This is a genomic window from Deltaproteobacteria bacterium, assembly GCA_016183235.1.
Taxonomy (GTDB): Bacteria; UBA10199; UBA10199; order DSSB01; family JACPFA01; genus JACPFA01.
This window is the reverse complement of the sequence record JACPFA010000039.1, coordinates 18,992-44,198: the sequence shown is the minus strand read 5'-3', so window position 1 is coordinate 44,198 and position 25,207 is coordinate 18,992. Positions and strand designations below refer to the sequence as shown.

30 protein-coding genes and 1 tRNA gene are annotated in these 25,207 nt (G+C 43.1%); 15 read left to right on the top strand and 16 right to left on the bottom strand.

Annotated features, from left to right (window positions below):
- The first annotated feature begins 76 nt into the window (after window positions 1–76).
- From crcB to HYU97_09810, 3 genes are all read left to right on the top strand, one after another.
- Window positions 77–448: a fluoride efflux transporter CrcB gene (gene crcB / locus HYU97_09820; protein MBI2337039.1), complete on the top strand. Its 372-nt coding sequence runs from the start codon at window positions 77–79 to the stop codon at window positions 446–448.
- A gap of 13 nt (window positions 449–461) precedes the next feature.
- Window positions 462–797, top strand: coding sequence for a DUF190 domain-containing protein (locus tag HYU97_09815; GenBank protein MBI2337038.1), 336 nt, complete (start codon window positions 462–464; stop codon window positions 795–797).
- A gap of 88 nt (window positions 798–885) precedes the next feature.
- Complete coding sequence (locus HYU97_09810; GenBank protein MBI2337037.1) at window positions 886–1,257, top strand: response regulator; 372 nt, start codon at window positions 886–888, stop codon at window positions 1,255–1,257.
- Here HYU97_09810 and HYU97_09805 read toward each other — a convergent pair.
- Entirely contained in the window at window positions 1,254–2,846 is a 1,593-nt protein-coding gene (locus HYU97_09805; protein MBI2337036.1) for an MASE1 domain-containing protein, read from the bottom strand. The two genes, HYU97_09810 and HYU97_09805, sit on opposite strands and share 4 nt — an antisense overlap.
- Window positions 2,847–3,126: 280 nt before the next feature.
- On the opposite strand from HYU97_09805, the gene HYU97_09800 reads away from it, so the two are divergent.
- From HYU97_09800 to HYU97_09790, 3 genes are read left to right on the top strand one after another with little or no spacing between them, the layout of a single operon-like run.
- A complete protein-coding gene (locus HYU97_09800) occupies window positions 3,127–4,257 on the top strand; it encodes a PAS domain-containing sensor histidine kinase (protein MBI2337035.1) in 1,131 nt (376 codons plus the stop codon).
- 58 nt (window positions 4,258–4,315) lie between these two features.
- A complete protein-coding gene (locus tag HYU97_09795) occupies window positions 4,316–4,687 on the top strand; it encodes a response regulator (protein ID MBI2337034.1) in 372 nt (123 codons plus the stop codon).
- A gap of 12 nt (window positions 4,688–4,699) precedes the next feature.
- Window positions 4,700–5,662, top strand: coding sequence for a GGDEF domain-containing response regulator (locus HYU97_09790; GenBank protein MBI2337033.1), 963 nt, complete (start codon window positions 4,700–4,702; stop codon window positions 5,660–5,662).
- Here the strand turns inward: HYU97_09790 and ilvD are convergent.
- The 3 genes from ilvD to HYU97_09775 all read right to left on the bottom strand — a co-directional run bounded on the left by ilvD (window position 5,601) and on the right by HYU97_09775 (window position 8,475).
- On the bottom strand, window positions 5,601–7,295 hold the full coding sequence (ilvD, locus tag HYU97_09785) for a dihydroxy-acid dehydratase (protein MBI2337032.1): 1,695 nt from the start codon (window positions 7,293–7,295) through the stop codon (window positions 5,601–5,603). The genes HYU97_09790 and ilvD overlap by 62 nt on opposite strands.
- Window positions 7,296–7,376: 81 nt before the next feature.
- Window positions 7,377–7,850 carry a DNA starvation/stationary phase protection protein gene (locus tag HYU97_09780; protein ID MBI2337031.1) on the bottom strand — a complete coding sequence of 158 codons (474 nt, stop codon included), beginning with the start codon at window positions 7,848–7,850 and terminating at the stop codon, window positions 7,377–7,379.
- A gap of 175 nt (window positions 7,851–8,025) precedes the next feature.
- A complete protein-coding gene (locus HYU97_09775) occupies window positions 8,026–8,475 on the bottom strand; it encodes a transcriptional repressor (GenBank protein MBI2337030.1) in 450 nt (149 codons plus the stop codon).
- 133 nt (window positions 8,476–8,608) lie between these two features.
- Here HYU97_09775 and HYU97_09770 point away from each other — a divergent pair, with 133 nt between their 5' ends.
- Complete coding sequence (locus HYU97_09770) at window positions 8,609–8,920, top strand: hypothetical protein (protein MBI2337029.1); 312 nt, start codon at window positions 8,609–8,611, stop codon at window positions 8,918–8,920.
- On the opposite strand, the gene HYU97_09765 is transcribed toward HYU97_09770, so the two are convergent.
- Window positions 8,917–9,267, bottom strand: coding sequence for a hypothetical protein (locus tag HYU97_09765; protein ID MBI2337028.1), 351 nt, complete (start codon window positions 9,265–9,267; stop codon window positions 8,917–8,919). The two genes, HYU97_09770 and HYU97_09765, sit on opposite strands and share 4 nt — an antisense overlap.
- Before the next feature lie 187 nt (window positions 9,268–9,454).
- On the opposite strand from HYU97_09765, the gene HYU97_09760 reads away from it, so the two are divergent.
- The gene (locus tag HYU97_09760) at window positions 9,455–9,796 is read left to right on the top strand and encodes a hypothetical protein (protein ID MBI2337027.1); all 342 of its coding nucleotides are present in this window, start codon (window positions 9,455–9,457) and stop codon (window positions 9,794–9,796) included.
- Between the two features lie 32 nt (window positions 9,797–9,828).
- Here HYU97_09760 and HYU97_09755 read toward each other — a convergent pair whose 3' ends face one another.
- Both HYU97_09755 and HYU97_09750 read right to left on the bottom strand, forming a co-directional pair.
- Window positions 9,829–10,653 carry a nucleotidyl transferase AbiEii/AbiGii toxin family protein gene (locus tag HYU97_09755; protein MBI2337026.1) on the bottom strand — a complete coding sequence of 275 codons (825 nt, stop codon included), beginning with the start codon at window positions 10,651–10,653 and terminating at the stop codon, window positions 9,829–9,831.
- Window positions 10,640–11,239 (bottom strand): hypothetical protein, encoded by a 600-nt coding sequence (locus tag HYU97_09750; GenBank protein MBI2337025.1) that lies wholly within the window; start codon window positions 11,237–11,239, stop codon window positions 10,640–10,642. Before HYU97_09750 ends, HYU97_09755 begins: the two co-directional genes overlap by 14 nt.
- Window positions 11,240–11,395: 156 nt before the next feature.
- On the opposite strand from HYU97_09750, the gene HYU97_09745 reads away from it, so the two are divergent.
- A complete protein-coding gene (locus HYU97_09745; protein ID MBI2337024.1) occupies window positions 11,396–11,809 on the top strand; it encodes a DUF4431 domain-containing protein in 414 nt (137 codons plus the stop codon).
- Here the strand turns inward: HYU97_09745 and HYU97_09740 are convergent.
- The 9 genes from HYU97_09740 to HYU97_09700 all read right to left on the bottom strand — a co-directional run bounded on the left by HYU97_09740 (window position 11,784) and on the right by HYU97_09700 (window position 19,887).
- Window positions 11,784–13,127 carry a hypothetical protein gene (locus tag HYU97_09740; protein ID MBI2337023.1) on the bottom strand — a complete coding sequence of 448 codons (1,344 nt, stop codon included), beginning with the start codon at window positions 13,125–13,127 and terminating at the stop codon, window positions 11,784–11,786. The two genes, HYU97_09745 and HYU97_09740, sit on opposite strands and share 26 nt — an antisense overlap.
- Window positions 13,128–13,235: 108 nt before the next feature.
- Window positions 13,236–14,048: a hypothetical protein gene (locus HYU97_09735; GenBank protein ID MBI2337022.1), complete on the bottom strand. Its 813-nt coding sequence runs from the start codon at window positions 14,046–14,048 to the stop codon at window positions 13,236–13,238.
- A 139-nt stretch (window positions 14,049–14,187) separates the two neighbouring features.
- On the bottom strand, window positions 14,188–15,255 hold the full coding sequence (locus tag HYU97_09730) for a virulence RhuM family protein (protein MBI2337021.1): 1,068 nt from the start codon (window positions 15,253–15,255) through the stop codon (window positions 14,188–14,190).
- Entirely contained in the window at window positions 15,252–16,949 is a 1,698-nt protein-coding gene (locus tag HYU97_09725; protein ID MBI2337020.1) for a hypothetical protein, read from the bottom strand. The genes HYU97_09730 and HYU97_09725 overlap by 4 nt, the downstream gene beginning before the upstream one ends.
- 100 nt (window positions 16,950–17,049) lie before the next feature.
- Window positions 17,050–17,331 carry a hypothetical protein gene (locus HYU97_09720; protein MBI2337019.1) on the bottom strand — a complete coding sequence of 94 codons (282 nt, stop codon included), beginning with the start codon at window positions 17,329–17,331 and terminating at the stop codon, window positions 17,050–17,052.
- 116 nt (window positions 17,332–17,447) lie between these two features.
- The gene (locus HYU97_09715) at window positions 17,448–18,623 is read right to left on the bottom strand and encodes a DUF1016 domain-containing protein (protein ID MBI2337018.1); all 1,176 of its coding nucleotides are present in this window, start codon (window positions 18,621–18,623) and stop codon (window positions 17,448–17,450) included.
- Between the two features lie 8 nt (window positions 18,624–18,631).
- Window positions 18,632–18,826: a MerR family DNA-binding transcriptional regulator gene (locus tag HYU97_09710; protein ID MBI2337017.1), complete on the bottom strand. Its 195-nt coding sequence runs from the start codon at window positions 18,824–18,826 to the stop codon at window positions 18,632–18,634.
- A 257-nt stretch (window positions 18,827–19,083) separates the two neighbouring features.
- A tRNA-Ser gene (locus tag HYU97_09705) sits at window positions 19,084–19,170 on the bottom strand.
- Window positions 19,171–19,422: 252 nt separating this feature from the next.
- On the bottom strand, window positions 19,423–19,887 hold the full coding sequence (locus HYU97_09700; protein MBI2337016.1) for a nucleoside deaminase: 465 nt from the start codon (window positions 19,885–19,887) through the stop codon (window positions 19,423–19,425).
- A gap of 64 nt (window positions 19,888–19,951) precedes the next feature.
- Between HYU97_09700 and HYU97_09695 the strand changes: the two genes are divergently transcribed.
- The 6 genes from HYU97_09695 to HYU97_09670 all read left to right on the top strand — a co-directional run bounded on the left by HYU97_09695 (window position 19,952) and on the right by HYU97_09670 (window position 25,192).
- Window positions 19,952–20,323: a methylglyoxal synthase gene (locus tag HYU97_09695; protein ID MBI2337015.1), complete on the top strand. Its 372-nt coding sequence runs from the start codon at window positions 19,952–19,954 to the stop codon at window positions 20,321–20,323.
- Window positions 20,324–20,325: 2 nt separating this feature from the next.
- Complete coding sequence (gene pabB, locus HYU97_09690; protein MBI2337014.1) at window positions 20,326–21,582, top strand: aminodeoxychorismate synthase component I; 1,257 nt, start codon at window positions 20,326–20,328, stop codon at window positions 21,580–21,582.
- Between the two features lie 177 nt (window positions 21,583–21,759).
- Window positions 21,760–22,596, top strand: coding sequence for an aminotransferase class IV family protein (locus HYU97_09685; protein ID MBI2337013.1), 837 nt, complete (start codon window positions 21,760–21,762; stop codon window positions 22,594–22,596).
- A 21-nt stretch (window positions 22,597–22,617) separates the two neighbouring features.
- Complete coding sequence (locus tag HYU97_09680) at window positions 22,618–23,586, top strand: D-2-hydroxyacid dehydrogenase (GenBank protein MBI2337012.1); 969 nt, start codon at window positions 22,618–22,620, stop codon at window positions 23,584–23,586.
- Between the two features lie 72 nt (window positions 23,587–23,658).
- Entirely contained in the window at window positions 23,659–23,973 is a 315-nt protein-coding gene (locus HYU97_09675) for a helix-turn-helix transcriptional regulator (protein ID MBI2337011.1), read from the top strand.
- A 1-nt stretch (window position 23,974) separates the two neighbouring features.
- Window positions 23,975–25,192, top strand: coding sequence for a HipA domain-containing protein (locus tag HYU97_09670; GenBank protein ID MBI2337010.1), 1,218 nt, complete (start codon window positions 23,975–23,977; stop codon window positions 25,190–25,192).
- Window positions 25,193–25,207 lie beyond the last annotated feature (15 nt).

Genomic DNA, 25,207 nt, shown 5'->3' with positions numbered 1-25,207 from the left:
CGCAGGGATGACAGAAAGTGCATTTTTCAACATTCCCGTATATAAAAACAAAAGTTACTACCAAGAGGTTTTCAACTTGAAATTTTTAACCTTAGCCCTAGCCGGTGCGGCGGGCACTCTTTGTCGCTATTTTCTCGGTGGTTGGGTTTATCAGTGGATGGGCACCCAATTCCCCTACGGCACCTTGGTGGTTAATAGCGCCGGTTGCTTTATTATCGGATTTTTAGGCACCTTGGCCGATGAACGTTCTTTGCTTGGGCCTGAATTGCGCCTTGCTCTGTTAGTTGGTTTCCTCGGTGCCTTCACCACCTTTTCTAGTTTTACCTACGAAACCTGGAATCTATTCAAGGCCGGTGAAACGGGTTTTGCTGCTCTCAATGTGATGGGAAGTTTTTTGGCCTGTTTTATCGGTTTACTACTGGGAATATTAGGCGCAAGATTAATTTAAGGGAGGCAAACAGATGAAAATTCCTGAAGAAGGAAAGCTTTTACGAATTTTTATTGGCGAATCCGACAAGTTTGAAGGTCAACCCCTCCACGAAGCCATTCTTCACCTAGCCCGCCGGGAGGGATTAGCAGGTTGTACTGTTATCAAAGGTTTTGAAGGCTTTGGCGCAGCCAGCCGCATCCACACCACCAAAATCTTACGACTTTCTGAAGACCTGCCTATCATTATTGAAATTATTGATGCCGAAGAAAAGATCGACCAATTTTTACCCCACCTCGACACCATGGTCAAAGAAGGCCTAGTAACTGTCGAAAAAGTCAAAGTTATTTTGTACCGACACAATTCTTAAAAACCTCTTGCCACCATGATCTCGATCACCTATTGTCATCTAAATTCAAAAAGCGCACAATGAAATGTCACGAAAGAGGAAGGTAATCATGACACAAAAGCGTATTCTTATTGTGGATGATGACCCTGATATTCTCCACTTTTTAAAAAAAGAACTCGAATCTCTACATTATAAGTGTGAGTGCTCCACCTCGGTGGAAGATGCACTGGCCATGGTCAAAGTCTTACCCCCTAACCTTGTCTTATTAGACTTGGGGTTTCACCGTGCCGGCGGTAGTGCCTTCATCCAAAATCTTAAAACTTGGCTCGGCCCTGATATTGAAACACCTCCAGTCATTGTTTTAAGCGGGCACAAAGATAAAGAAATCATCGATTATGCCATGAATTTGGGGGCAACTGGGTTTATCGCCAAACCCTATGATGTCAACAATCTGGTTTCGATGGTTAATGAGTATATTTAAAGTGAGGTTGGATTCCTCGGTATCACCACATGAAACAACGAGCCTTGTTCGGGTGAGCTCTCCACGAAGATCTCTCCGCCGTGTCTTTCAATAATGAGTTTACACACGGCTAAGCCTAAGCCAGAGCCTCCCGCACGGTGCGGTCCCCGTCGAAACAAATCAAAAATATAGGGCAGGTCTTCTTTTGCAATGCCTTTACCTGAATCTTCAACTTGTATGGCAATGGAATCGTATTGATGAAGGATTAATCTTAAATTGATCCTTCCATTAACTTCGGTAAACTTAATAGAATTATGGATCAAATTAATAAGCACGGTTTTAATTTTATCTTTGTCACAAAATACCTCCACAAAATCAGGAGGTAAAAATAGAGAAAAGGTAATGGCTTTTTTCTTGGCTTCGAGCTGCATGAATTTAAAAACTTCTTCGATCAGCTCACCTATATCTGTTTTTTCAAAATTAAAGTTAATGCCACCGCTTTCTAATTGGGCATAATCTAAAATGTCGTCCACCAGCCGCGCTAAACGATCCACATTGTTTTTTGAAATGCCTAACGTCTCTCGCTGAGAGTCGTTAATAGACCCATCCATCCCCCGAAGGGTCATATCAATACCGGCTTTGATCGATGATAAAGGGGTACGCAATTCATGCGAAACCATCGAGGCAAAAGCCAACCTTCGCTCACCCAATTCTTTCATCCGTTCCTGAACCATTCGACTCTCTCGAGTAATGGCAGCCAAGATTAAAGTAGAAAGCGAAATCACCACCATATAACCCTGTAAAAAAAGTAACCTTTGATGAGAAGACATGCTTGAAAAAAACGGGGCTGGATCTTGGTGAAGGCTCCAAGCTGCAATAATTGTAATCACAACAATCGCTTTACTGGCCCCTGAAGGCCCAAATCGCAAAGCCGCCCAAATAAAAAGGGGAAATAGAGCATAGGGATAAGGGCGAGAAAGTTCGCCCATCGATGGAAACGCGCTAAATACAACGAGGCTCATGACCACTGAGATAATGGCCATTAGCACCACTTCTGCAAACTTCCCCCAAAATAGAGGGCCTAAGACCGGTTTCTTCCAGGTCCATGCCAAAAGAAAAGGGGCCCACACCACCACACCTAACATATCCCCCAACCACCACTCGAGCATGAGCCTGCCGTAATCACGCCAAAGCCAAGGGTTTGCCACACTCAAACTCGTTACACCCACCATAGCGCTCACCAAGGTAGCCACCATCCCACCTAAAAACACCAAGACCAAGACATCCCGAAGCCGGTTTAGACTTTTTGAAAATTCTCCAACCCTCAACAGCAAAAAAGTACCCACATAAGCTTCTAAGGTGTTTCCCGTGGCAATACCAAGAGACGTAAAAACTCCTGCCGTTGTTGTAACATGGGTTAAAAAGGCCCCTAAAAAAATCCCCGGCCAATAGGCGTAACCTAAACGCAGTAAAATGACCAAAGCAATCCCGCTGGCCGGCCAAATCAAAGAAATATTTTCATGGAGTTCAGCAAGGTTTAGCCCTATTTTCCCAACCACGGTATAGATGACTGCAATTACTAATATTTTGATTAAATAGGAAAGATTCATCGGGAGGATCGTATTACAAACGTAAACTTTGCTCAACGGAATTACTACGAACTTGTAACCGGTCAGTGAACGGGTGGTTGGCTGTCATCCCCGCCCCTGCCTACGCAGGGGTAAACTCCGGCGGGGATCCAGAAATACTGAAAAAAGACTGGATTCCTGCCGGAGTTTACCCTCGACCTGATCGGGGGCAGGAATGACACAACGCTTTATTTCACCCGTTCACTGACCGGTTACACGAACTTTAAAGCACCTCTTGACCTTTATACATTATAAATAGACAATGCCCTTTCTTTTAAAAAAGAGTTTGTGGATGATGGGTCAAAAAATAAGATTTAAAGACAAAGACAGCTTTCGGATTATTTTTGAGGCTATTCCCAGTGGTGTGATCATGGTTGATGATCATGGCCGGATACTACTTTTAAATTCCGAAATTGAAAAAATGTTTGGTTATTCTAAAAAAGAACTCATTGGCAAAAAAATTGAGGCCTTGGTTCCTGCTCGTTTTCATCAACAACATCCCTATGATAGAAAAGAGTTTTTTAATAACCCTGCTAAGCGTCCTATGGGAGTAGGGAGGGATTTACTTGGGCTGCGCAAAGATGGCAGCGAATTCCCTGCGGAAATAGGGTTGAACCCTGTTATCACCGAAGCAGGGACTTTTGTTATCAGTTCGGTCGTTGATATTACCGAAAGAAAGCATACCGAAGAACAGACCAAAAAAGCCACTCAGATAAAATCCACTTTTATTTCCATGGTATCTCATGAATTACGCACCCCTTTATCATCCATGAAATCAGGCACCGACATCTTACTCAATGAATTTGAAGGCCCTATTAATGAGCCTCAACGGGAAACACTGGATGTCATCAAACGAAATATCGATCGTTTAAGCCGACTAATCAGTAATGTTTTAGATTATTCACGGCTCGAGGCTGGGAAAATGGCCATGATCTATGAAAAAACTGACCTTCATGAACTCATCAACGAAGTTTGCCATTCCGTAACAACGGACCTTGATGAAAAAAATTTGCAACTCGTTCAAGAACTGCCTTCAGGTCCCTTAAGCATTGTATGCGACTCCGACAAATGCAAACAAGTGCTCTTAAATCTTTTGAATAATGCCATCAAATTTACCGAAGCTGGAACAATTTGGCTAAGAGTCATTCCCGAAAAAGATAAGATTCGTTTTGAAGTACAAGACACCGGCATTGGCATTCCCAAAGAAGACCACGAAAAAATCTTTAAAATATTTGAACAATCCCAACAAAGCAAGCACCCAAAATCAGTGGGATCTGGGGTGGGCCTGGCCGTGGCCCGGCTAATTGTTCAAGAACAAAAGGGAAAAATAACGGTTGCAAGCAAGCCCGGCAAGGGTGCTACTTTCAGGGTATGGATCCCACGCAACCCTTGAACCTTAGGCCAAAGAGGACTATACCTCTGGTTGGAAAAAAGTTGTGAGGTGAAGTTACATGGGAGAAATGACTTCTAAAGTTTATATTGTTGACGATGAAAAAGATGTGTCGTTGCTCATGAGCAAACAAATTCGTGCCTTGGGCTATGATGTTACCTGCCTTTATAAAGGGGAAGGCATTGTTGAAAAAATTAGAACCGAGCAACCCCACTTAGTTTTTTTAGATATTCGATTACCCGACATTTCGGGAATAGAGATTTTTAAAATGTTGCGTGAAGATGAAGAGTGCAGAGGAATTCCCATCGTGTTTTTCTCTGCCCATAGCGAACAAGAGCACTATTGCCTCAACCAATTAGGCGCAACGGGTTTTGTAAAAAAGCCTTACGATTTACTTGAACTTAAAGCGCTGATCAAAAGCATTTTACAATAAGGGGATCTTATCATGGAAAACATTTCCATTCTCATCGTCGAGGACGATGCCGATTCCGCTTATCTTATTAACAAGTGGCTTGCCTATGAAAATCAGAATTTTCATTTAGAATCGGTTGACAGTTTATCAAAAACTCTTAAGCTTTTATCAGAAAAACCATTTCATCTGGTCATTTTAGATTTGTACCTCCCCGATAGTGAGGGCTTAGAAACGTTTAAAAAAGTTAATGCCGCCCATCCTAATATTCCTATTGTGGTGTTGAGTGGCTTAAACGATGAAACCTTGGCCATTGAAGCCATTGGTTTGGGGGCACAAGACTATTTAATCAAAAGTAAGGTCGATCATTTTGCCCTGCAACGCGCCCTAAAATATGCGCTAGGCCGGGGCCGCATTTTAGAACAATGGAAAAAAAGTTGGCACGATCAATATCTTTTGGCCACGCATGACGCCCTTACCGGCTTACCCAATCGTTCGCTTTTTCAAGATCGTTTGACCCAAAGTTTAAACCAAGCCAAGCGCTATTCTTTTGGCTTAGGCGTGTTATTTGCCGACATCGACGACTTTAAAAAAGTGAACGATACGTTAGGGCATTTAATGGGAGATCATTTGCTACGCGAAGTAGCGAAGCGTTTTGAAGAAAACTTAAGAGCGGGTGATACGCTAGCCCGCTGGGGTGGCGATGAATTTACCGCCATTCTTTATAAAATCAAAGATGCCGAAAGTATTCTTTCAATTGCTCACCGTATTCTATCCACAATCGCCATACCGGTTTTATTAGGCGAGCAAATGTTAACCCCAAATTTAAGTATTGGTCTCAGCCTTTTCCCACAACACGGGGAAAGCCCACCTGAATTATTGCAATTTGCCGACAAGGCTATGTACGAAGCTAAAAAAGCGGGCGGGCAGCAAATTCTTATTTATGATCCCCACTCCCATCTGTCACACACCCTGTTGAGGCTGAAGAAACGTTCTTAATAAATTTATACAAAGTACCTTGGGTCGCCTTGAGCGCTGGAGCTTGCCATTTTTTGAAACGCTCGGCTAAAATTTGATCGGATAGTGTCACATTGAGCACCCGCTTCGTTGCATCAATAGTAATTTCGTCGCCATCTTCCAGAACCGCCAACACGCCACCTACTTGAGCCTCCGGGGTAATATGCCCCACCACAAAACCGTGCGTTCCACCTGAAAAACGACCATCGGTAATCAAAGCCACGTCTTTCCCCAGGCCAGCCCCCATCACCACCGCCGTCACTTTAAGCATTTCGCTCATGCCTGGGCCACCTTGAGGGCCTTCATAACGAATCACAATCACATCGCCCTTTTGAATTTTTTTGGCTTCGAGGGCAGCAATGGCATCTTCTTCACTATCAAATACTTTGGCACGACCCGTAAAAGATGTCCCCTCTTTGCCCGTAATTTTTGCCACTGCACCTTCTTTTGCAACATTGCCATAGAGAATTTGAATATGCCCAGTTTTTTTGATGGGGTCGTTCAACGGCACAATAATCTTTTGCCCACGGCTAAGATCGGGCGAGGCTTCTAGATTTTCAGCCAATGTTTTGCCGGTGCAAGTGAGGCAGTCCCCGTGCAAAAACCCCTCTTTTAATAATAATTTAAGGACCGCCGGCACACCCCCTACTTTGCAAAGATCTTCCATCACATATTTCCCGCTAGGCTTAAGATCGGCAATAAAGGGCGTTTTGTCGCTGACGCGTTGGAAATCTTCCAAAACTAACTTCACTCCCACTGATTTTGCCATGGCAATTAGATGCAACACCGCATTGGTAGAACCTCCGAGCGCCATAATAATGGTCATCGCATTTTCAAAGGCCGCCTTTGTCATGATCATTTTTGGAGTAATATCTTTTTCCAAAAGATTAAGCACGGCTGCGCCTGCCCTCCGACATTCATCCTTTTTTTCCTGACTGGTGGCGGGATAAGAAGAACTATAAGGCAAACTCATCCCCAAAGTTTCGATGGCGCTTGCCATAGTATTAGCCGTGTACATGCCGCCGCAGGCCCCTGCCCCCGGGCAGGCATGTTGCAAAATCCCGGTAAGTTCTTTTTGATCAATTTTGCCGGCCACAAATTCGCCTAAGCCCTCAAAAGCCGAAACAATATCTAAAACTTTGTCGTGAAAATGCCCTGGGCTGATCGTGCCGCCATATACCATAATACTGGGGCGGTTGAGCCGGCCCATCGCAATCACCGAACCTGGCATATTTTTATCGCAACCCACCACTGAAATATTGGCGTCGTACCAATGGGCGGCCATCACGGTTTCAATCGAGTCTGCAATAATCTCACGACTTTGCAGCGAAAAATTCATCCCATCGGTCCCCATCGAGATGCCATCACTCACGCCAATGGAATGAAAAATAAGCCCCACCAAACCCGCCTCTTGACAACCTTGTTTAACCACCTTGGCAAGGTCGTTTAAATGCATATTGCAAGTGTTACCTTCGTAACCGGTACTGGCAATCCCCACAAAAGGTTTGTGTAAATCTTCGCTAGTGAGGCCTATGCCATAAAGCATGGCCTGCGCAGCCGGCTGATCACGATTTTCGGTAATGTGAGAACTATAGCGATTAAGTTTTGGGGGCATAGGCAACTCCTCCGTCATCCCGGGCTTGACCCGGGATCCATGATGGCATTTTGAGATAGTTATATTTTGCCCTACTCCTTGTCAATCAGAGAAGGATCTCAGCATCCAAGCCATTTTTTCGTGTTTTTCCATCAACCCGGTGAGAAAATCGTTAGTTCCAGCATCACCATATTGATCGGCACAAGCCTTCAAATCCACGCGTAAATGACGAATGACAGTCTCATGATCGGCGAGCAACGACGCCAACATATCTCGAGCCGAAATTGATTGACCTGGAACCTCTTTTAACCGGGTATTTTTGACAAACTCGGCCATAGAGCCTAATGCTACACCACCTATAGCGCGAACTCGTTCGGCAACTTCATCAACGACTTCGGCCAAAGCGTCATATTGGGATTCAAAAAATTTATGCAGATCGTTAAATTGCATCCCGGTGACATTCCAGTGAAAGTTCCTCGTTTTGGTATAGAGGACATACTCATCAGAAAGTAAGGTGTTCAAAATCGCTACGACTCCTCGCTGGTTTTCTTCTGAAATTCCTATATTTGGTTTCATGTTTTATCCTCCTATTTATGGTAGTTTAACTTTTGGATAGTATGCTTTTTGTCATCCTCGCGAAAGCGGGGATCCAGTGCTTATCGTACTTACAGGAACGCTAGATCCCCGCCTTCGCGGGGATGACAGCCTACTTAAAAGTTAACTCCCTATATTATTTATTAACTCAAAAATCCTATTTTTTGCTCTGACAACGATCACACATTCCGTTAAAATAAATTGAATAATCTGAAATTTTAAAACCCTCCCGCCGCGTGTTGGGAAAAACCAAGGTGCTGAGAGCATCATCTTCCCAATCCTGCACTTGCCCACAACTTTCGCATACGAGGTGATGATGGCGATGGGTCATGGGGTCAAAGCGCACCGCCGCATCGGGATGATTAATCCTATGGGCCAAGCCCATACCCACCAAGGTTTCCAAGACTCGATAAACCGTGGCGCGAGAAACCCCCGGGAGTTTATCTTGTACCTCCTGAAAGATGTCATCGGCGGTGGGGTGGTCTTGGTGATTCACTAAAAATTCAAAGATCACACGGCGTTGTATGGTTAAGGGTAAGCCCTTCTGCCGACACTGTTCTTCCAATTTTTTTAGGGCCAATGGGCCAGTCCTTGTTTGCAACTTCATATTATTTAGTAATTTATACCATTTGATATAATTTGTCAACAATTCTTTACCCCTGTACTATAAAATAATTCCCCCTTATAATTACACTACGTCATCCCGGGCCTGACCCGGGATCCATGGTAAGGGGGAATTTATGGGGTCAAAAAATCTGATTTTCTGGTTAAGCATTATTAGCTTAGGATTGTTTCCTCTATTAATAAGCTCAACCACCCAAGCCCGTTGTGGTTATTACGCAGGCTACGGCTATCGCTGCTTCGGCGACAAGGGCGGAACCAACGGCAAAGTTTTTAAGCAGATGGATAAAAACAGCAAAAAATGCGGCTACTGGAACCCTGGTTGTCAAAAATCCAATCGCCCCACCGGAAATTACCAAGCCCCTAAAAGCGATAACAGCTATAAATCACCTACGGTAGGGCCAGGCTACGTGCGCCCTGGCTCGAATTAATCAGTCGTTAACATCCTTTCATGCTCTTCACGACAAACCGCTTGGGTTTTGAAAACCATGACGTCGGATTTTTTTGAGAACTTGCACTTAAACCATTCCCCTACCTTACCTGTAAAAGGTAATTCTGGGCCTTCCGACTGGCAAGCAACTTTTCCATGCTTTGGGTTAGACAAAATCACTTCAACCGGCAAGCACGCATTCACCTTCGGATTCAACCCATCAAAGGCAAAATAATCCCGTAAATTTTTTAAAGTCAAAGTTTCTTTTTTCTCTTGCGCAAACAAATGCCCTGCCCCAAGCAAACATAAAACAACCACCACCCATAAACTCTTCTTCGCAAACCTCATTGTTTCTCCTCACCATTTCCAAAATCTCACAACACACATAGTATTATTTTGAATATTCTCTAACAAGGAAAAAGGGGGCTGGCCCAAAAAAATTTGACAATGATTTATTTGTTTGATAATTTTTGCAGCCTCTCAGCCACCCAATTTTTTTGTAAGTCTCAATATAAAAATCTAAGGAAGGATAGCTATGAAACAAATTCATAAAGTTGTTGTCTTGTCGATCGTTATGGTAATGACGTTAGCAACAACGCCACTTTTTGCCAAGGATACCATGAATAAAGATGACTATTCATCCAAGGCCAAACAATACGAAGAGATGGCTAATCAACAAGATGCCATAGCTAATGAGCACAAGGCCATGGCTAAAACCTATAAGTTAAACCAAGGTCGTTTCCCAAAAGCAACACGGGATAAAATCATTGCTGATATGCAAAAGCACTGCGAAGCTATTTCAACCGAGGCACAAAAGTTAGCCTCTGAGTACAGAGCCTTTGCCCAGTGGCATAAAGATCGTGTTAACGATTTGTAATAGCACTCACTAATATTCAGCCAGATGATCGTCTACTCCGATTGGAGCTGGCTATAAACCTCTTGGTAACGCAAAATCCAATTTCTCTCGCTGGGATCTTCAAGAAAATGTTCGATGTCTTTTAAAATCAACTGGGGTATTACTGCTTTGACTTTTTCAGAGATTTTTTGGAACAACTCTTCTTGGTTTCGATACGCTTTCTTTTTCGATTTCAGCGTTCGGTTGATATAGTCAACGTTTAATGAAGTCTGGCGACTTAAATACCAAATCAAGTCATAGTAGTCTCGCCCACGATCATAGGGGCGCCCTAAAAGGGCTAATACTTTTCCTGCAAAAAGGGTTGGGAGGGTATGTTTTAAAATGGGATAAATTTCTCCACATCGATTCACAAAGTGACTTTCGCGTTCATTATCTTTTAAAGAAATTGCCGTTTGGTCAACTTCAATTTTGATGTGCAGTTTTTGCTCTCTACGAAAGGATCTCAAATTGAGAATCTGAGGTAAATGGGCAATATGTAAAAATGATTTTTGAACATTTTTTTCTGGATGGGTATTGGTTGAGACAGAAAAACCAAGGTGGCCCATTTCTTTTTTGACATGTTCAATCATTTTGCTGAAATCATAGTTTTTGATTTCCCCATCAAGACAAAAATCAAGATCTTCGGAATAACGTTTTAAATCATAACAAATGCGAAGACATGTTCCCCCCATGAAAGAGAGGGCGGCGCCATGAGGTGATTGAAAAATAACTTTGAGTGTCAAAACTTGCAAATATTCACGGGCAAGATTCAAGATTTGATCCTCTGTGAGCTGGTGGTGAGACAGTCGTTCGTAAATGAGTTTTTTAAGTCGTTCCATGCGAAAATTCTTTTAATGAAAAAAGTAAACTATTAATTTTTTTTGACTGAAAATGTTGAGCATACCTTTCAGCTTTTTCAAAATCAATTTCTTCTAAGTTTTGGAAACGCTGCTCTTCCCAAAATTGCGGGTTTGCTTTCAGGTGTTCTCCTTTGAGATAAAAATAATCTAAAAGAACTTTTTCTCTTTCCCCCATGAGCGTTTCAGGATCATAACCCCAAAAAAGTTGTGGTTGGATTTTGTGAAAAGCAAATGCCCCAAAGGGTGTTTGAAATTTTCGCGTTCCTCTTGGGCTTACCGCGGTGATTGTAAAAACAACATCAGGGAGCAAGCCATAAAAGTGAAGGGCATACTCAAGGCTGATATAACTTGGTGCATAAAGAAGAGGAAGCAGTTGCGCTGTATTGGGAGATTGTTCTGAAAAGGCATAAACACCCCGCTTAATACGAACGAGGTCACCGTTTTTGTTCCATTGGTGCAGTTGCAATAGGGCCGTCTTGCGGTCTGTTTGCCAGGCTACCCGAAGGGCTTCTTCACTCGAAAACACAGCCTTTTTCATCACTTTTGTGAATGATTTAAATTTCATTTATTTATAATTTTTTATAATTTAATGAGATCCTATAGGCTATTTTAGAGAAAATCAACCGTTTTTTTGTTAAATTAATCGTCGTATTTTCGTTCCATTTGTATTTACATTCAGATGGATGCCATGATTACATAAAGAAATCCCAGGAGAACTCAGATGAAAATTCAGCTGTTAACTTTTCTATTTATCTTTTTCGCCTCTTCTATTGCTTTAGGAAATGAATGCCTCGAGTATGGGCCAGCTAAAGTTCAATTAAAGGGGAAAATTAATCGAAGCGTGTATCCAGGGCCCCCTGAGTACTCAAATGTTGCTAAAGGCGATCACAAAGAAGTAATGTGGTTCTTAAGCCTAGAGCGCCCCATTTGTGTAAAGGCTAATGCAAAAGACCCTACCGGTTTTGAAGTTGAAGAAAAAAATGTCACCGACCTGCAGATGGCCCTAACTCCCGAACAATACCAAGAATATAAAAATTTGTTAGGCAAGAGCGCCATGGTTTCTGGAGAACTTTTTCACGAGCATACAGCACACCACCACACCAAAGTGCTCATCGGCGTCTCAAAGATCGAATAACTGCAAGGGTTCCCAAAGCTAAAAAGAGAGCATAAGGTCCTGTCGTGTTTGTTCCCAACTGACATCCACCCCCATTTTCGAAGGTGTCTGTTAAGGTGTCTGTTGTCGATCCATCTGTATCATCAGCATCATCAGTGGCTTCAAAAGCTCCCACATCAATAAACCCCACTATTCGGTCATTACCGGATAAATCAAATTCGGTTAATGTCACTCCGGGGATCGTTGCAGTACCGGCATTGATAAGTGAAGACTCACTTTGAAGTGTAAAGTCAAACATGGCCAGGTTGACAAAGAGTGGATCTGCAGCAAGGTGATTCGCCCCAGGAGCATACCCACCCCACTCATCATTCAGCGTATTATTAAACGTATTGTTGTAATCGTTGTTCAACACAAGTTCTGAAGAGAACGGGGGGAAAAAAACACCATAATCTTCGCCATGGGTTAAAGTGTTATTATAAAAATTCAAATTCAAAACACCGGTTGAAGACGGTGGATACACATATAAATTGGCTCCACCCCCAACAATATTGGCAATCGTATTATTGATAAGGTTAACATTCCATACTCCCTCGCCATTTTGATCAATGGTAATTCCTCCCGGGCCGCCACAAAAACAACTGCCCACGTCGTGAATCAGATTACTTTGAATATCGACATTAAAAATCCCCTTAAAATTATTTCGAAGTTGGATGCCCTGATAACTTTCAATAGGGGTCGTGCCGGTCAACTCATTATTGACAATCGTCACTTGAACGACTTCTCCATCGTCAATAGAGCCATAAACACTGATAGCCGAACCAGAAGAACGAATGACATTGCGTTTCAAAAGAACCGTCGATGTAACACGCAGACTCAGTTCCACGCCTACATCATTATTATTATCAATCTTATTGGTCAGTTCACAATCCTGCATCGAAAATGAATGCCCACTGTCACCGGAAAAACTGACCTGCACCCGGGCATTTTCAAAATTAATATGGCTAACGGTGACATGAGCTGTAATCCCTGAACCTGGATCTTCAACTGTAATAGTTTTTATGGCCAGCTCATCGGTGCTTCCAATTTTTGGGGAAAAACCACTGGCATTGGTTAAGGTAAGGTCTTTTGAAAGGGTGAGGTTTTCATTAATACGGTTATTGGTCGCAATCTGAATTTCATCACCACTTGCAGCACCATTAATACAAGCCTGCAAGGTGGTTGCACAAGGTGCCAAACCAGGATAAGTGAGAATAGCCGCCTGGCTATCCAAGCTCAGTATCATTAAAAACATCGTGGTCAAGATTAACAAATAACTAGCCGGCTTCATCATCTTCTTCATAATTTCCTATCCCTTTCTTTAAGGTCACAAATTGTGACCTTAAAACTATAATTTCTTGATTATTAAAAGAAAACATAAAATCAGTTTTCAGATAACCAACGTCGTCTACTAAAATCGAGGCAAAGAAACAATGGGTCGAGTGCCAGTTAGGTTTTGGGTAAGCACTTCTAATTCTCGAGGAAGTTTTATGCCGCGCAATTTGTATTTAAATTGTAGAGTCACCGTACCCGCATCGGGGTTCCATTTTCGGTTGGATTGAACCTCTAAACGATAAAGGGGATCACAAAATTTGTCTTTACCTTGGCAAAGCTCAGCTTCCTCTGTCGCAAACAGCATTTTACGAATTTGCTGTAATTTTATGGGAATACGCTGAGAACAGTAAGCTGTATCATTGTCAATTCCACAAACATGGAGATATTGATCTTCCCATTCAGTAACGCGGTTAATACCCATGTCGGTATCATGCCCAAACAATCGATAAGAAAATAATACTTCCTTAGAGCCGTTAGGGATTAACTGCACGGCTTCAAATTGATCAATTCTGAACATGCTGGTGACCCCACCTGCCCCTGGACTATAGAAGTTAAATATTTCCCCCACAATTTTCCAGCCTTTTTCATTTTGAAATGCCATCAAAAATAACTGTGGATTAAATCCTAAAGAAAAATACCCCGCCTTAAGCAAAGTGCCTTCTGCGCCTAAATTGACAATGGCAGAATTAGGGATAGGTTTGCAGGTTGCCTCATCGCCATCACCATCGCACATTTCTGTACTACCTTTTAAGTTGCACTCAACTTCCTGACCAGAAAACCTTTTTTGGTAAAGTTTCCTAACCTGTTGGCAAGCCACTTCTAAACTAGGATGAGGCCCTGACTTGCCACAGCTGTCTAGCTCACAAGCCGTAACTTTGATTGATACCAACAGAGATAGAAGCAGGCAAAAACAAGGAAACAAGAATATTTTTTTCAATTTCATAAGTTCAAATTAACTGCGGGCCACCACGGTGGGGCTCACTATATTTCTCCAACAAACCGTTGAAGGATTGGTTGATCTCATTCCTTCACTTTTTCTTGCCTTTCTTTTTGGCCGAAGGCAGCTTCTTGACCAGCTTGTCAAAATCAGAAATATAGTTTTGATCGCGTGTCCGTGCGAACTTTTCATATTCTTCTTCGGCCAGTGCCAATGCGACCTCATGTGACACTTTTCTGGCATCCTGCAAAATTTCTCTTTCGTTGAATTGCAAAAAGGCATCGAGCTTTTTTATCCAATCTTGCATGTACATGACTCGCCCGGCCTTGGCCTGCAGCTCTGCAAAATCCAGATACATTGTGACGATACGGTTGAGGTGATCCAGCTCTGTTTCATCCAAATAATTCTTGGCAATCCCCACATCTGTTTTTCGAATATGGCCCTTGGGAGCATTCTTCCAGGTTGTCAAACCCATATTCGATTTTTTACTATCTACCCGTGAGCGAATAATCTCTGCTGCTGTCTGGCCGATAATTGCAAAGTGCAATTTATTTTGCACGGTGGCAAAGAATTGCTGGGTTATATCCTCATTGGGGTCGTAATCAGCGCTACACTGAGCATAAACATCGGTGATCTTCTGGTAGAATCTCCGCTCGCTGGACCTGATATCGCGAATCCTGGCAAGCTGTTCTTCAAAATAATCTTTTCCAAAGATTTGCCGTGGATCTTTAAGACGCTCATCATTCATGGCAAAACCCTTGATGATGTACTCTTTGAGAATTTGCGTAGCCCAGATTCGAAAGTGCGTGGCTTGCTTGGAATTTACCCGATAGCCAACGGCGATAATGGCATCGAGGTTGTAAAACTTGACCGGATTCGTCTGTGTTTTCCCCTCCATAGCCCCATGTTGAGTGGTTAGTTCCATTTTGGAACATACCACTTCCCTATCTAACTCACCGGTTTCAAAGATGTTTTCAAGGTGCTTGGTGATGGCAGGCCGCTGCACTCCAAACAGTTGTGCCATTTTATCCTGGGTGAGCCAAACATTCTCATCACGCAAATAAATCTCCACCTTCACCTGTCCGTCCGGTGTTTTGTAGAGCATAAACTCGGTGAAGGAATTGGTGGTGGTTAGACTTTTGGATTTTTTTTGGTTCATGACTGTCTTGCCTCCCAGGGTTCAAGAGGAAAGAGTTGTCGGCCTTGATCAGTTTGAATTGTTTTCTTCTCTAAATCCCATTTCCAATGCGAGGGGAGAAAGTATTTTGCGTTTTCCTCATTTTCTAAAGCTAATTTTGCTATGTTTTCATAAAATTCATTCTGAATATATTCACCGATTGGATTGTCAGCTTGAATAGATCGAAACTTGAACCCATAAACATCTAGCAGCAACCTTATTAGAGGTGGATAATGGCTCCCTTTGTTTTCATTTATTCTTTTTTTGATTTTTTCAAACAGGGCTGTCCGTAACTTATCACCAATTGTCTGTTGTCGGTTTGACCACAATATCCAAAATACATGAGTCGACTGATGGCGAGCATATTTTGTATCTGATAACCATGAAAGCCCCTCAAGATAATCAAAGATTGCATCGACAATGCCTTTCAGCAAGCTCCGGTCATTTATCTGTTTATCGTCCTCAGCAAGGTTGTCTTCATTTTCAGGAAGTGCATTGGGAAGAGTATGATCGAAGAAAAGAGATATCTCACTAAAGATCTCGGAATAAGGATTTCTCCATATTTCCTGCTTTAGTCCAACAAGAGACACGCAAATGCTTGATACGATGCCAGCTAGATCTTTTAAGGCGACACTCAATGCTGTAGTAGGTGCATCGGCATGCCAAGTGAGTTGTTCCTTGTTGAAATATTCATTAAGAGCTATTTCTAGACCGTGGCACACTTTTTTGACTGTTTCTGGCTTTAACTTATCAATCCTTGCATCATAGGACTGAAAAATTCTGTAGTGCGATATGATACCAGAAGCCTTAAAAGCGTGGTTTGATAAGGGCTGGCTGTAACTGGTGCCGCTTCCCTTTAGCTCCTGCGACAGAAGACTTTCCAAATCTTCAAAGAGCCATTTGAACATATTATTAAAGAAAAAATAACCGCACGAATGCCACAGCTTGGATCGTTCCGCCAAATCAATTGAATGCATCACTAAAGCCAAGTGACGTTGAGCGATAAATTTACAGAAGACATCGTGAGAAAGCAGTTCCTCAATGAGTTGAACAGATGTTGCTACAACAGGGATATCCTTTTTCTTCACCTTCTTCATTTCATAAGGCGATTTATGGGTACTGCCTTGGATATTCCAGTGTCTGTCATATTGAGAGGCGTAATGGATAATTACATCGATATTTTTGCAGATAATTTTGCATAGCGCCGCAATCGCCCGATGTGAACCGTCATACAGAATGGCCTCGGTAGCAATGCTCCAGATGTCCTGGTAACTTCTCCGGTTGAATTTTGGGATGAAAAGCCAAGGAAGCATCGAGATCAAAATGATCCCAAGCATGACAAATGAAAAAGTGAGAAGGCTTAGGAGTTCCCAAAAGACTGGATATGATATTAGGGGTATCGGATCTGCTGGAATCAATGGTACGGAAAGTAAAGTTGCAAGGATTACCGCTAGTATTGAAAAGAAAATGAGACCATAGAAAGGCCAGATGATTTTTTTTCGCTTGAGAATATAAGTTCGTAATCGGTTATTTTCAATGAATTGGCTGATGGCGAAGACTATGCCGGCAAGGCTGAGCATCTCGAACCAACGAACATATACCCCCACAACTTGAAGCGGATTCACATCGGTACAATCTGATAAGCCAAGCAAACATTTGAGAGGGATGTCGTTCATAAATTGGCCCCCTCCCTATTGCCCTCCACAATTTCAATTTCTTCCCTGGTAAGGTCGTTGAGCCCATACACCAACTGGTCGATCTCTTGCTCCAATGCGTTCATGTCCGCTCCGACATCTTGGCCTGGTCGAGGCCATGACCTGCTGGGAGACTTTCCTTCTTGGCCTCGATGAGTGCCAGCGCAATGGGGTGAGTATCGACATTGACCTTGACCCGAAGCACATAGTCGACCCTTCCTCGCGAGCGGCGTCGTGCCTTCCCATTAATGATTTCAACCGTGCCTGCGGTTTCTTCACGTCGAATGAGGTCCTCTGTCCAGCCACATTTGTGAATAGCTGGGTCAATGAGTTTCGCTCTTGTATCTGCTTCGTTTAGTGTCATTTTTTTATCCAACAATCTCGTCATCCGATCATGCCCAGTAATTCGCCACATCCGATGTGGCGTTTCTGATTTGTCACAAGCCTTGTGACAAATCATCTGCCCAAATTACTCCCATCTCACTGCTCTTTTCTGCTTCGTTTCGTTTTTTTCTTTGCCAAAAGTTTCTTGGGAACAAACTCATTCACGCTTTCAATCAAACGCCGCTCACGTTCAATTTCTTTGCGCAGTTCCTCTTCATCTGGAAGCACCAGCTTGTATCGCGATGCAAAAAGTTTCTGGTTTTCTTTGAGCACTGAATAGTGAACGACCGCGTCCTCTTTATCAGAGCAGAGGATGAGCCCAATAGCGGGATTGTCTTCAGGCACTTTGAATTGTTCCTCATACATCCGAACGTAAGCATCCATTTGGCCAATGTCTTGATGAGTAAGAGCACCGACTTTGAGATCAATCAAAACAAAACACTTGAGGTGATAGTTGTAGAAGACAAGATCGACGTAGAAATCTTTATTGCCGATGCGGATATGCTTTTGCCGAGCGACAAAAGAAAATCCTTTGCCCAGTTCCAGTAAAAAATATTGCAAATTGGCAATAAGGGCCTCTTCAAGTTTTGATTCACGCAATTTTGGCAAATTTGGAAGATTGAGAAATTCAAGAATATAAGGATTTTTGAGCACATCAATAGGCTGAAGACTGTCATCTTTGGAAACCGCATCTTTTAGCATTCCCGACTTGTCACGACTTTTGAGTAAACGTTCATAGAAAAGGGTCGATATCTGGCGTTCCAATTCACTTTTCTTCCAACCACAGCGCACGGCCTCCGTTTCATAAAAATCTCGGGCATTTTCGTTTTCAACGCGCATGAGGGCTCGGTAGTGAGACCAGCTTAAATTCGGGTGAAAAGGACTATTTGCCAATTCTCTCCCTGTTAGGGAGAGTTTTTTATCGTCTAAAGATTCTCTCCCCGTCGGGGAGAGAATCTGGGATTGGCGATCTTGATAAGCGGAATAGAACTTGCGAAAATTCCAAAGTGTTGGAGCTGCATAACCTTCACCATAGCGCTTGGTAAGCATCTCCGATAAGCCTTCAATGACCCGCTTTCCATATTCCGCACGTTCTTGTCCCTTTTGGATCTCCTGAACAATTTCCTGCCCGATACGCCAATAGGCAACAACCATGTTGCTGTTTACCGACCGCACCACGTTGGCCCTGGCTTGTTCCAAAATAGACACAACACGTTCAAAGAGGCTATTCGCCGAATCAGTTTTCACCATTTTATTTTTGGTTTTTTTCATAACAATTCTTACTTTCTTGACGATTGCACCACCTGCTTGAGCAACGCTTCCAAATCTTTTTTCTTGTAGAGCCGATACCCATTCACGGGATTGCGATGAGTTTTGATCTTGCCTGACTTTTCCCAGTTGCGAAGCGTCCCCGCTGACACTCCCAAAAATCGGGCGGCTTCTCGGACCATGATGTAGCTTTGTAGATTTTCCATAGATATTTTAAATAGGTAGATCACAAACTACTCTTTGTCAAAGACTTGCAAAGGTTACAATTTTACGTTTTCAGATCCAAAACCCCGTCCACTTTTTAAGCATCCCATAATCCCCAGCGCAAGGGCAACACCTGCCCTCGGCAAATGGGAAAAACATGATGAAAATTTCGGAAGTGAATATTCAGCTCATCAAGCCCGTGGGCAGGAATGTTAAATCAGTAAAGTGTTAACCATGTGCCCGGAACATACCCTAAATGCGGAGAGGGTGGGATTCGAACCCACGGTACCAGTTAAGATACACACGCTTTCCAAGCGGGCGCCTTAAGCCACTCGGCCACCTCTCCATTTTTCTTCGAGGGGAGACCCCATCTCCCCTCGAGCTCCCCATTGAACTACCTTTATTTCAAAATTATTCCTATACCTAAGCAACAATTCATCGCTTAAGCTACGCGAAGTAAATTCGCCTCCGCTTAAGCTATATAATTTTCGTCAGAAAATTTTTCCTCTATTTTCGATTTTCCATTTTCCAAAATTTTCGCACTGAAAAATAGAGGAATATGCCCTTAACAAAACGCCTTCTTCACCACAATTCAAAATTATTTTTTGCTTTTCCGTAAATTTTTAAAAAAATCACTGAGCATTTGGGCGCATTCGTCGGCTTTAACTCCCCCCATTACTTTAGGATGATGGTTAAAAAACTTGGCCTCGTGCAGGCTTGCCACTGACCCACAAACCCCGGCCTTCAGATCTACAGTCCCAAACACAACTCGAGAAATACGCGCCAACACAATGGCGCCCCAACACATGGTGCACGGTTCAAGGGTTACATATAAAGTTGTATTTAATAAACGCCAATTTTTTAACTTATGAGCGGCTCTTTGAATGGCAATCAATTCGGCATGTCCCAAGGGATCTTGCCGAGTCTCGCGCACATTATAACCACGAGCGATCACCTCCCCTTCCTTCACCAACACCGCCCCCACCGGCACTTCATCTTTTTTCAAAGCCTTGCGAGCCTCGCGTAGGGCCAGTGTCATCCATTGTTCATCGTGTAATTTCATAGCTGAAGAGCTTCCTATAATCCCGTAGACACGTCCCCTAAATTAAGTTAAACCAACACCCATTATGCCCAAAACCAAAACCTTAGCTCTCATAGCCCATGACGCTAAAAAACATGAGCTTATTGCATTTGCCAATCGTCATATCAAGTGGTTAAAAAAATTCAAACTCGTCGGCACCAAAACCACCGCCGCTTTTTTAACTCGAGAAACGCAATTAAAAATTCACCCCTTACTTTCGGGGCCCATGGGGGGCGACCTGCAAGTGGGTTCTTTAGTGGCCTCCGGCAAGGTTGATATCTTAATCTTTTTTCGTGATCCTTTAACCGCCCAACCACACGACCCCGACATCAATGCCCTGGTTCGGATTTGCGATGTTCACAACGTCCCGGTGGCCACCAACCCTGCCACGGCCCATTGCATTATTAAAAGTCTTTAACCATGACTTGGAAATTTGAAAGCACGGCTTGGCCCAAGCCCGCAACCCTAGCAAGTCTCATCACCTGCCAACCTCATAGCTTCTGGCTTGATTCTGACGCTATGGCACATCCTCATGCCAAATTGAGCATCGTAGGTGTTGAACCCGAAATTATTTTTGATACTAAGCAAAAATTGGCCAAGCTCGAAAAACACCTAAGCTCAGGTGCCAACCCACTCCCCTTACCTTTTGCAGGGGGGGCCTTAGGCTTTATTACCTATGAAGCAAAATTCTATTTTGTGTGCCATCGCCTCTACTGGGTTTATGATCACTCCCGAAAAAAATCTTACCTCCTTTATCAAAACAAAGATGCCAAGCTCAAACAACAGTGGTTAAAAAAAATTAAAAAACTCATCTCACCTGTAACCGCTGTTAAAAACCCATTCGCCCTATCTTCTTTAAGATCAAACTTTTCTAGAAAAACCTATCAACAAACCATTCAAGAAATCATTCATCGCATTCACCGTGGAGATTGCTATCAGGTTAACCTCTCTCAACAATTTAAAATCCCTTTTCAAAAAAATATCGGCGAATTTTATCTCCAACTACGCACGGTGTCGCCTGCCCCTTACATGGCATTCATCAATACAGGCACTGAAATTATTTTATCAAATTCACCCGAATGCTTTTTAAAAATCCAAGGCCGCGAAATCATTTCTCGCCCCATCAAAGGCACTCGCCCCCGTGGGCAAACCAAAAAACAAGACCTTCAATTAAAAACAGAACTTTTTAAAAGCCAAAAAGATGCGGCCGAACTTCTGATGATCACAGATTTAATGCGTAATGACTTAGGTAAAATAAGCACGCCCGGAAGCGTCAAGGTGCCTTCGTTAAAAAAGGTCGAAACTTTCTCGAATGTTCACCATTTAGTTGCAACCGTGACCGCAACACTTGCTTCCAACATCACCCCGCTACAAGCCTTTTTATCGGCATCTCCAGCCGGTTCGATCACGGGCGCACCTAAACTCAAAGCCATGGAGATTATTCGAGAATTAGAACCTAACCCACGGGGCATTTATACTGGATCCATCGGCTACATTGACTTTAGAGGCAATGCCGCTTTTAATGTGGCCATTCGCACCGCACTGTTTAAAAACAATCAGCTCTATTTTAATAGCGGGGGTGGTATTGTAGCTGATTCTGATCCCGCTAGTGAATATGAAGAAACGCTTTACAAAGCTAAAAATTTTTTGAAATTACTTTTACTAAGGAGGACATAATCTACTACACATCTGACTTCGGCTCATGGCCTGCGACTGCGTCAGATTTCACAAAAAATTCATCAACGTAGCTTAGGCTACGCCTCCGAATTTTTTGCTCATCTTCCTTGTCTCGGCTCATGATCCTATGTCATATGTATAGTAGATTATGTCCTCCTTAGTAGGATGAAAACAAAAATGCTCGTCTATCATAATGGCTGCTGGCTTGAAGAGAGTAAGGTCACCATCCTCTTGCTCGACCACGGCTATTTGTTTGGTTATGGCCTTTTTGAAACGCTGGCCTGCTTTAAAGGTAGGGTACTTTACTTAAAGGAACATCTACAACGACTGAAAAAGGGGCTCAAAATTTTAAAGATCCCCCTCGATGTTGACAACGCCGCTATTCAAAAGGCTATTTATCAAACCCTCAAACTCAACGGCCTCACGCAAGGTTATGTTAAACTGCTGATTTCGCCCGTGGGGTGGGACCTAGGTGCCGACGCCCTTTATCAAGAAACTAATTTTTTCATTATCGCCAAACCCCATCAACTTTATCCTAAAAAATATTATACCCATGGTGCCAAAGCTTACCTTGTCGATAATTTAAGGATCCACCATGATTATTTAAGCCAAGTCAAAATGCTCAATTATGGCCGCCCCTACTTTGCCCGTAAGATCGCCAAAAATAAAAAAGTTGTGGATGTTCTCATGAAGGATGTGACTGGCCATCCCGTCGAAGGCAGTAGTTCTAATCTTTTTATCATCAATGACAAAAACCACATCTTAACCCCGCCCCTATCGAGTGGAATTTTGGCAGGGGTCACTCGTGATAAAGTCATGCTTTTATGTAAAAGGCTTAAAATGCCGATTCACGAAAAACTTTTCTCCACACAAGATCTGTTTAACGCCAAAGAAGTCTTTATCACCAGTTCGTTAAAACAGATAATGCCTATCACTCGCATCAACGGGAAAAAAATCGGCAGTGGAAAGGTTGGGGCCATCACTCAACAATTAATAAAACATTTTAATGTGTAAATGCCTATGTCAACCCGCACTATGCAAAAACCCAAGATCGTCTTCTTAGATGTCGATACTCTTGATTTAGGTGATATCAACACCCAGCCTTTGAAGCAGTTAGGCGATTACCATGCTACATCATTATCTCACGTCGAAGAACTTTCACCTTCTCTACGCGATGCTTCGATCCTGATCTGCAATAAAGTCCCATTAAAAGAAAAAGAATTACCCCTTCTCCCCAATTTAAAATTAATCTGTATCACAGCGACCGGGGTTAATAATGTAGATTTAAATTCAGCCAAAGCTCAAGGCATTGCGGTATGCAATGTGGCCGGCTATAGCACAACGACGGTGGTTGAACACGCTTTGCTTTTTTTATTGGCTTTTTCGCATCGACTTTTCGAACACCACGAAAGTGTCATCACTCAAAAGTGGAGCCACTCCCCCCGTTTTGCGTACCTTGATTTTCCCTATCGTGATTTAAGTGGCAAAACCTTAGGGCTAATCGGCTATGGCACCATTGGTCGTCGCGTAGCTAAATTAGCCAAAGCGCTAGGCATGAAAATATTGATTGGCAAAATTCCTGGGCGCCAGTATGCGGCATCACCTAAGCGTTGCTCACTTAAAGAACTCTTAAAAAAAAGTGACTACATCAATTTGCATTGCGCGCTCAGTCAACAAACCCAACATCTCATCAACGCTCAAACCTTGGCCTTCATGAAACCTTGCGCTTACTTATTAAATCTAGGCCGAGGGCCTCTCGTTAACGAAAGCGATGTCGCTTTGGCTCTAGAAAACGGAACCTTGGCCGGTTACGCCAGCGATGTCATGGCCCAAGAACCACCCCCAACCAACTCACCACTTCTCAACGAAGCAATAAAATCGAAAGTCATCTTTACACCTCACATCGCCTGGGCATCGCAAGAATCTCGCCAACGCCTCATCAACGAAATCGCTCTCAACATCCAAGCCTTTTTGAAGGGGAAAAAGCGAAATAGGATTGTTTAAAAGCGGTAGACAAAGCGGGAATGATATGCTGTAATATATCTAATATTAAAATTTATATGTTAGGACATATTAATGCGATTAACCATCCAACCGTTCATCGTCATGCTCAGAAATGCACGTAAGGCCATGAGGTTAAGCCAAAGAGAGCTGGCCGATAAACTTGGTATTCCACAAAGTCATCTTTCCAAAATTGAAGCAGGCTCGGTGAATCTTAAACTGACTAGCTTTGTGGAAATGGCCCGCGGGCTAGATTTAGAAGTCATGCTTATTCCCAGGCAGAAAATTTCTTTAGTAAAAAGCCTGATCGCTGCTCAAACAACGATTAAGGGTAATGATGAAATCAAGCCCGCCTACACCTTGGATAATGAAGAGGATGAAGAGGACTAATATGCCTGAGATTCGCTCGTTGAATGTTTTATTATATGGCGAGCCCATAGGCATGCTAACGTTTCTGCCAGGGGAACAAACCATTTTAAGTTTCAATCAATCCTACCTAAACCACCCCTCGCGGCCGGTATTGAGCCTTTCCTTCAAAGATACTTTCGGTGGACTGATTACCGATTTTAAACCAACCCGAATTCAACTACCGCCCTTTTTTTCGAATCTGCTTCCCGAAGGTCATTTGCGAGATTATCTGGCCAACCATGCAGGAGTGAATGCAAAACGCGAATTTTTTCTGCTTTGGATCCTTGGTAACGACTTGCCCGGTGCCATCACCACCGAACCTGCTGACAGAAAAAGCTGGCCGCCGGAAATATCCAGCAATGTTCAGGTTTCACGTAAAGATGTACTACGATTCTCTTTGGCGGGTGTGCAGATGAAATTCTCAGCAATAGCAGAAACTAGCGGTGGGCTGACCATTCCAGCAAAGGGCATCGGTGGCTCGTGGATTGTCAAGCTGCCCTCCACTCGTTTCGCCAATGTACCCGAAAATGAATATTCTATGATGACCCTGGCAAAAAGCATTGGTATGGATATCCCCGAAATACGGTTGGTGAATTTTTCCAAAATTACTGGCCTTCCAAAAGATATCGAAAAAATTCCAGGCCAAGCCTTAGCCGTGCGCCGCTTCGATCGCACCGCTCAAGGACCTATCCATATGGAAGATTTTGCACAGGTGTTTGGGGTTTATCCCGATGATAAATACAAAAAGGCCAGTTACAAAAATATTGCCGAAGTCCTTTGGCAAGAAACGGGTAAAGCAGGCATTGCCGAATTTATCCGCCGTCTGGTCTTCAATACTTTTATCGGTAATGCAGACATGCATCTCAAAAACTTTTCTTTGCTTTATCCCGATCGTAAAAATGCCAAGTTGTCTCCGGGTTATGATTTTGTTTCTACGATTGCTTATCTTAAAGATGAAAATATGGCCCTAAAACTGGTTAAATCAAAACGCATGACTGACCTTTCGTTAAAACAACTTTCTTACCTAGCTGCAAAAGTTGGCTTGCCAGAAAAAGGGGTGCTCGACACCGCGAAGGAAACGGTGCAACGTTTTCGTCAAGCATGGCGCCACGAACGCAAACATTTGCCCTTAACCGCTCATGCCATTCGTATCATTGAAAAAAATGTCAAAGCAGTGAAACTTGCAGGAGAAGTGAAATAACACCCAATATCTACA

Coding starts and splice junctions, on each gene's coding strand:
- HYU97_09725 (MBI2337020.1), bottom strand. CDS start 16,949: ATGAACGACATCCCTCTCAAATGTTTGCTTGGCTTATCAGATTGTACC.
- HYU97_09670 (MBI2337010.1), top strand. CDS start 23,975: ATGCCTGAGATTCGCTCGTTGAATGTTTTATTATATGGCGAGCCCATA.
- pabB (MBI2337014.1), top strand. CDS start 20,326: ATGACTTGGAAATTTGAAAGCACGGCTTGGCCCAAGCCCGCAACCCTA.
- HYU97_09675 (MBI2337011.1), top strand. CDS start 23,659: ATGCGATTAACCATCCAACCGTTCATCGTCATGCTCAGAAATGCACGT.
- HYU97_09815 (MBI2337038.1), top strand. CDS start 462: ATGAAAATTCCTGAAGAAGGAAAGCTTTTACGAATTTTTATTGGCGAA.
- HYU97_09790 (MBI2337033.1), top strand. CDS start 4,700: ATGGAAAACATTTCCATTCTCATCGTCGAGGACGATGCCGATTCCGCT.
- HYU97_09780 (MBI2337031.1), bottom strand. CDS start 7,850: ATGAAACCAAATATAGGAATTTCAGAAGAAAACCAGCGAGGAGTCGTA.
- HYU97_09795 (MBI2337034.1), top strand. CDS start 4,316: ATGGGAGAAATGACTTCTAAAGTTTATATTGTTGACGATGAAAAAGAT.
- HYU97_09765 (MBI2337028.1), bottom strand. CDS start 9,267: ATGAGGTTTGCGAAGAAGAGTTTATGGGTGGTGGTTGTTTTATGTTTG.
- HYU97_09740 (MBI2337023.1), bottom strand. CDS start 13,127: ATGAAGAAGATGATGAAGCCGGCTAGTTATTTGTTAATCTTGACCACG.
- HYU97_09700 (MBI2337016.1), bottom strand. CDS start 19,887: ATGAAATTACACGATGAACAATGGATGACACTGGCCCTACGCGAGGCT.
- HYU97_09680 (MBI2337012.1), top strand. CDS start 22,618: ATGCAAAAACCCAAGATCGTCTTCTTAGATGTCGATACTCTTGATTTA.
- HYU97_09715 (MBI2337018.1), bottom strand. CDS start 18,623: ATGAAAAAAACCAAAAATAAAATGGTGAAAACTGATTCGGCGAATAGC.
- HYU97_09685 (MBI2337013.1), top strand. CDS start 21,760: ATGCTCGTCTATCATAATGGCTGCTGGCTTGAAGAGAGTAAGGTCACC.
- HYU97_09800 (MBI2337035.1), top strand. CDS start 3,127: ATGCCCTTTCTTTTAAAAAAGAGTTTGTGGATGATGGGTCAAAAAATA.
- HYU97_09710 (MBI2337017.1), bottom strand. CDS start 18,826: ATGGAAAATCTACAAAGCTACATCATGGTCCGAGAAGCCGCCCGATTT.
- HYU97_09755 (MBI2337026.1), bottom strand. CDS start 10,653: ATGGAACGACTTAAAAAACTCATTTACGAACGACTGTCTCACCACCAG.
- HYU97_09775 (MBI2337030.1), bottom strand. CDS start 8,475: ATGAAGTTGCAAACAAGGACTGGCCCATTGGCCCTAAAAAAATTGGAA.
- HYU97_09770 (MBI2337029.1), top strand. CDS start 8,609: ATGGGGTCAAAAAATCTGATTTTCTGGTTAAGCATTATTAGCTTAGGA.
- HYU97_09750 (MBI2337025.1), bottom strand. CDS start 11,239: ATGAAATTTAAATCATTCACAAAAGTGATGAAAAAGGCTGTGTTTTCG.
- HYU97_09695 (MBI2337015.1), top strand. CDS start 19,952: ATGCCCAAAACCAAAACCTTAGCTCTCATAGCCCATGACGCTAAAAAA.
- HYU97_09810 (MBI2337037.1), top strand. CDS start 886: ATGACACAAAAGCGTATTCTTATTGTGGATGATGACCCTGATATTCTC.
- HYU97_09745 (MBI2337024.1), top strand. CDS start 11,396: ATGAAAATTCAGCTGTTAACTTTTCTATTTATCTTTTTCGCCTCTTCT.
- ilvD (MBI2337032.1), bottom strand. CDS start 7,295: ATGCCCCCAAAACTTAATCGCTATAGTTCTCACATTACCGAAAATCGT.
- HYU97_09805 (MBI2337036.1), bottom strand. CDS start 2,846: ATGAATCTTTCCTATTTAATCAAAATATTAGTAATTGCAGTCATCTAT.
- HYU97_09730 (MBI2337021.1), bottom strand. CDS start 15,255: ATGAACCAAAAAAAATCCAAAAGTCTAACCACCACCAATTCCTTCACC.
- HYU97_09760 (MBI2337027.1), top strand. CDS start 9,455: ATGAAACAAATTCATAAAGTTGTTGTCTTGTCGATCGTTATGGTAATG.
- HYU97_09720 (MBI2337019.1), bottom strand. CDS start 17,331: ATGACACTAAACGAAGCAGATACAAGAGCGAAACTCATTGACCCAGCT.